6 protein-coding genes are annotated in these 5,007 nt (G+C 67.8%); 2 read left to right on the forward strand and 4 right to left on the reverse strand.

Annotated elements, in window-relative coordinates:
* The 3 genes from VGF12_RS11755 to VGF12_RS11765 form a co-directional block, all read right to left on the reverse strand.
* Nucleotides 1–394 (reverse strand): GatB/YqeY domain-containing protein (locus VGF12_RS11755; RefSeq protein WP_331176228.1); only part of this gene is annotated, 394 nt, incomplete at its 3' end.
* 106 nt (nt 395–500) lie between these two features.
* Complete coding sequence (rpsU, locus tag VGF12_RS11760) at nt 501–713, reverse strand: 30S ribosomal protein S21 (RefSeq protein WP_012346814.1); 213 nt, start codon at nt 711–713, stop codon at nt 501–503.
* A gap of 155 nt (nt 714–868) precedes the next feature.
* A complete protein-coding gene (locus VGF12_RS11765) occupies nt 869–2,089 on the reverse strand; it encodes an NAD(P)/FAD-dependent oxidoreductase (protein WP_331176229.1) in 1,221 nt (406 codons plus the stop codon).
* Between the two features lie 220 nt (nt 2,090–2,309).
* On the opposite strand from VGF12_RS11765, the gene VGF12_RS11770 reads away from it, so the two are divergent.
* Entirely contained in the window at nt 2,310–3,317 is a 1,008-nt protein-coding gene (locus tag VGF12_RS11770) for a diguanylate cyclase (RefSeq protein ID WP_331176230.1), read from the forward strand.
* A 14-nt stretch (nt 3,318–3,331) separates the two neighbouring features.
* On the opposite strand, the gene VGF12_RS11775 is transcribed toward VGF12_RS11770, so the two are convergent.
* Nucleotides 3,332–4,453, reverse strand: a complete 1,122-nt coding sequence (locus tag VGF12_RS11775) for an HD-GYP domain-containing protein (protein WP_331176231.1) — start codon at nt 4,451–4,453, stop codon at nt 3,332–3,334.
* 57 nt (nt 4,454–4,510) lie between these two features.
* On the opposite strand from VGF12_RS11775, the gene VGF12_RS11780 reads away from it, so the two are divergent.
* Nucleotides 4,511–5,007: PHP domain-containing protein (locus tag VGF12_RS11780; protein ID WP_331176232.1), on the forward strand; the 497-nt coding region annotated here is incomplete at its 3' end.

Below are 5,007 nucleotides of genomic sequence, written 5' to 3' on the forward strand. Positions count from 1 at the left end.
CGCCGCCCAGCTGGGCCTTGGCTGCGGCCATCACCTTGCCCATGTCACCTGGACCGCTGGCCCCCAGCTCGGTGACGATGGCGGCGACCTTCTCGGCCACGGCCTCGGCTGACAGGCGCTCGGGCAGGTAGACCTGCAGCACGGCCAGTTCAGCCGTTTCCTTGGCAACGAGGTCGTCGCGGCCGGCGGCGGCGAACTGGCTGATGGAGTCCTTGCGCTGCTTGATCAGCTTGTCGACGATGGCCACGAGGGCAACGTCATCAACGGTGATGCGCTCGTCCACTTCCTTCTGCTTCACAGCGGCCAGCAGGCCGCGGATGGTCAGCAGGCGGTCGGCTTCCTTGGCGCGCATCGCGGCCTTCATGTCTTCGGTGATGCGGTCTTTGAGGCTCATGGCAGGAGGGTAGTCAAAAAACAAAAACCCGCGACAGCGTCCTGTGGCGGGTTTTGGGGTCAACCGGGACTGCTGTGCAACAGGCTCCGGGTCGCGTCAGAGACGATCAGTACAGCTTCTTGGGCAGCTGCATGCTGCGCACGCGCTTGTAGTGGCGCTTCACGGCAGCGGCCTTCTTGCGCTTGCGCTCGGCGGTGGGCTTCTCATAGAACTCGCGGGCGCGCAGCTCGGTCAGCAGGCCCAGCTTTTCAATGGTGCGCTTGAAGCGGCGCAGGGCGACGTCGAACGGCTCGTTTTCCTTGACGCGGATGGTGGTCATGTATTTCCTTCAGATTGCGCTCGGTGTTCGCGGCTAAGTATCAGCAGCAGGTTCCGGATTACTGCGTCACTTGTGAAGCACAGCGAATCGACGCGCGGGTTTGCCAGCAAAGCCGAGGATTGTAGCCGGGAAATCAAGGACTTGCCAAGATTTGCTCAGGCCGGGGCTGACAGGGTGGCCAGGGCTTCGGCGCAGGCGGCCGCGCTGGCCCAGGCCCACTGGAAGTTGTAGCCCCCCAGCCAGCCCGTCACGTCGACGACTTCGCCGATGAAATACAGGCCCGGCACGCGCTTGCTTTCCAGTGTCTGGGAGCTGAGGTCACGGGTGGAGACGCCGCCGCGCATGACCTCGGCCTTGCGCCAGCCCTCGTCGCCGCTGGGCATCAGCTGCCAGTCATGCACGCTGCGGCCCAGGCGCTGCAGGTCGGCGTCGCGGCACTCTGGCAGCGGCCGGGCCGCGTCCAGGCCGGCGCGCTCCAGCCAGGCCGCGGCCAGACGCTGCGGCAGCCGGGCCGCCAGTTCGTTGCCCAACTGGCGGCGCGATGCAGCCTTGGCTTCGACCAGTTCCTTGTCCAGATGCAGCTCCGGCGCCAGGTTGATCTGCAGCGGCTGGCCGTTGGCGGTGCGGTAGCTCGAGATCTGCAGAATGGCCGGGCCGCTGAGACCGCGGTGGGTGAACAGCAGGTCTTCCAGGAATCGCCCGCGGGCCTTGCCGGCGCCGCAGGCCACCTCGACCGGCAGGGACAGCCCCGCCAGCGCCGCGAAGGGGGCCCAGGCGTCGGCGTCGAACGTCAGCGGCACCAACGCCGGGCGGGGTTCAACGATGGCGTGGTCGAAGCGCTTCGCCAGGCGCAGCCCCCAGTCGCTGGCGCCGATCTTGGGCACCGGCAGGCCCCCGGTCGCGACGACGACGCGCGGCGCCGTCACCGGGCCCAGGCTGGTGTCCAGCTCGAAGCCGCCTTCGGGACGCGGGCGGACATCGGCCACCGTGCAGGGCTGCCAGCGAGTGACGCCACCCGCCTCGCATTCCCGGACCAGCATTTGGATGACCTGCTCGCTGGAGTCGTCGCAGAACAGCTGGCCCTTGTGCTTCTCATGGAAGGCGATGCCGTGGCTTTGCACCAGCTTGATGAAGTCCTGCGGTGTGTAGCGGGCAAGCGCCGAGCGGCAGAAGGCCGGGTTCTCGGACAGGAAATTGGCCGGCCCGGCCTCGCGATTCGTGAAATTGCAACGCCCGCCGCCCGAGATGCGGATTTTTTCGGCGAGCTTGGACGCGTGGTCGATCAGCAGCACCTTGAGCCCGCGTTGGCCGGCACGCCCCGCGCAGAACAGGCCTGCCGCGCCCGCGCCCACCACCACCGCATCGAATCCCTGCATAGACCTCCCGTGAATGGGGCGGCATTGTCGCGGGTGGGCACGACGAAACTCGGTAGGATTCACGGCAGGCATCGAAGGGGACTTCTAGGGGGGAGTCCCGATTCGCGGGGTGGCGCAGCCTTGCTGGCGTCTCTTTGGCCCAACTACATTCCCTCGACACCCTGCGCGCATCGCGGTTTCCGCGGCGAGTGCACGATCGCACCAAAACGATTTCATGGACATGACTGCCGACCAGACCGCGATGGAGCCGCAACCCGGCAGCCTGGCGCATTGGCTGGCTGGACATGCCGAGCTCGGCAGCGAAGCGCTGGCCGGCCTCGTGGCGCTGATCGAGCCGCTGGGCAGTCAGGCAGCCATCAAGGCCGTGGCCACCGGGCGCTATGTGTTCGCGAGCGCCGGCCTGGCCCAGATGTTCGAGCGCGAGGTCGTCGTCGGTCATTCCGATGCCGAACTGCTCAAGCCTGACGAGACGACCGCGCTGCGGCGCGTCGAGCAGACCGTCATGGCGCAGCGTTTTCCCGTCGTCAGCGAGCACAAGCTGGAGATCAACGGCCGCCGGCGCGAGTTCAGCGTCACGCGGCTGGCCCTGGGGCCGGACTTCCTGCTCGCCGTCTGGCATGAGCGCACCGAGGAGCGCCACCGCGAGGCGCACCTGCAGCGGGCGCTGGCCCAGATCGAGCAGCAGCAAAGCGCCATCGAGCAGATCCGTCGCGAGCTTCAGCAGGGATCTGGCCGGGACGAGGTCTCGGGCCTGTACATGCGCGCGCAGTTCGACGACCAGTTGCTGCGGGAGATCGACCTGTCCTCGCGCGAGCACCGCGAGTTCGCCCTCGTCGTCATCGCGCTGGACGCGTCGCCGGCCATTGCCGGGCTGGGCGACGCTGCCCAGCAGCGTCTGCTGGAAGGCATCGGCCGCATGCTGCGCGCCAACACGCGGGCCATGGACTCCGCCTGCCGCATCGGCCCGCAGCGCTTTGCCGTGCTGCTGTCGGGCGTGGGCCTGGCCACGGCCCATGCGCGTATGGAGCAGTTGCGCCGGCAGTGCGCGACCCAGATCGTTGTATTGAACGGCCAGGACCTGGGACTGTCGATTTCGATGGGTGTGTCCAGCTTCCCGCACACGGCCTCGCGGCAGGACGAGTTGATGGTGGCCAGCGAGGCCGCCGTGCACGAGGCCCAGCGCCGTGGCGGCAACCAGGTCGTGCTGGCATCGATTGCCTTCGGCTAGTGCCTGCCTGGCGCCTACGCTGAAATGAGTTCGGCGATGCGCTCGTCGGTCAGCCGCATGGGCAGCGACTGTGGCGACACCAGGGCCACCACGGCTAGGCCTTGACATGAGGTGTCCCGGCGGAGCGGGCTGATCCGGGACTCGCCTTGGGCATCGGTCAGCGTGGCCACGACGGGGTGGTAGGCCTTTTCTCCATTGCCCACGACCAGGCCCAGCTCCCCCGAGGCCAGTTGCACCAGCGAGCCGGGCGGGAAGACGCCGAAGGCCTTGATGAGCCCTGCGGCAAGCGGGCTGGCGTCGGCCATCAGGTGAAGCTCGCGGCCGGCCTGCTGGGCCGACATGGCCGGCCGGTTGGCGCGGGCGCTGAGGCGCGCGGTGTAGACGTCGGCGAACCGTAGCAGCGAAGCCAGCTCGCTCACTTCCGTCAAGCCGCGGGGATAGCCGCTGCCGTCGGGCAGTTCATGGTGCTGGGCCACGGCGTCGAGCCAGCGCGAGTCGGTGACACCCGCCTTCTCGAGCAGCTCCGTGCTCAGGTCGGGGTGCTGCCGTATCGCCTCACGCTGCAGCGTAGTGGGCGGCGAGACCTGCGTGGCCAGTCGGGCCTGCAGGTCGATCATGGAGATGTTCATCGTCAGCGCGGCCTGGAAGGCCAGGCGCTGCTCGGTGGATGACCATCCCAGGAAGCGCGCGGCCGCATGACAGGCCGTGGCCGCGTGGATGGAATGACTGACGCCGTAGTGACCGTCGCCCTGGCGCAGGATCTGGGCCAAGGCGACGCCGGGCGCGTGATCGATGAGTCGAAGCAGCTCGTCGGTGGTGCTGTTGACGCTGGCGACCAGTTGGTCGGCCGGCTGGGCCAGCGCGCGCCGGGCTTCGTTGCCCAGCCGCGCCCATTCCCCGGGCAACTGCGTGGCGCTCAGCGGCCGCGCGGCGCGGCGCTTCGGTTGCACGGCATGGGTGAGTTCGTCGATTTCCACCAGCGCGCCGCGCTGGAACAGTTCTTCCAGCTGGGTGGCGTCGTGAATGATCTGGCCGCGCGCCAACAGCAGCTGGCGACTGGCGTCCCGCACGGAGAAGGCCAGCGGCTCGCCAATGGCGACGTGATTTCTGACGGATTGCAGGGAGCACAGTCGCATGGGAGGCCAATAGCGTAGCCCAACTTTCCGGGCGGCAGGGCTTTCTAGAATGCCGTGATGCCCGATGTGAATACCGCACAACAAGATCTGCCCTTCGTCCACCTGCGCATGCACACCGAGTTCTCGGTGGTGGACGGCACCCTTCGCACCGATGACGCCGCCGATGCGGCCGCCAAGGACGGGCAGGTGGCAGCGGCCATCACGGACCTGGCCAATCTTTTCGGGGGCATCAAGTTCTACTCGGCCGCGCGCAAGAAGGGCGTTCAGCCCATCCTCGGCGCGGATTGCTGGCTGGAGTCCGACGCGACCGACAAGCCGCCGACGCGGCTGCTGCTGCTGGTGCAGGACAAGCAGGGCTATCTGAACCTGAGCGAGCTGCTGTCGCGTGCGTGGATACAGAACGTGCAGCGCAACCAGGCGTGCCTGAAGCTGGAGTGGCTGCAGGAACTGGGCGGCGGCCTGATCTGCCTGTCGGGCGCCCAGCACGGCGGCCTGGGTCAGGCGTTGATACAGGGCGACAAGGCTCGGGGCCGGGAATGGGCGCTGAAGCTGTC

Source organism: Roseateles sp. (assembly GCF_036404855.1).
GTDB lineage: Bacteria > Pseudomonadota > Gammaproteobacteria > Burkholderiales > Burkholderiaceae_C > Pelomonas.

Coding starts and splice junctions, on each gene's coding strand:
- rpsU (WP_012346814.1), bottom strand. CDS start 713: ATGACCACCATCCGCGTCAAGGAAAACGAGCCGTTCGACGTCGCCCTG.
- VGF12_RS11765 (WP_331176229.1), bottom strand. CDS start 2,089: ATGCAGGGATTCGATGCGGTGGTGGTGGGCGCGGGCGCGGCAGGCCTG.
- VGF12_RS11770 (WP_331176230.1), top strand. CDS start 2,310: ATGACTGCCGACCAGACCGCGATGGAGCCGCAACCCGGCAGCCTGGCG.
- VGF12_RS11775 (WP_331176231.1), bottom strand. CDS start 4,453: ATGCGACTGTGCTCCCTGCAATCCGTCAGAAATCACGTCGCCATTGGC.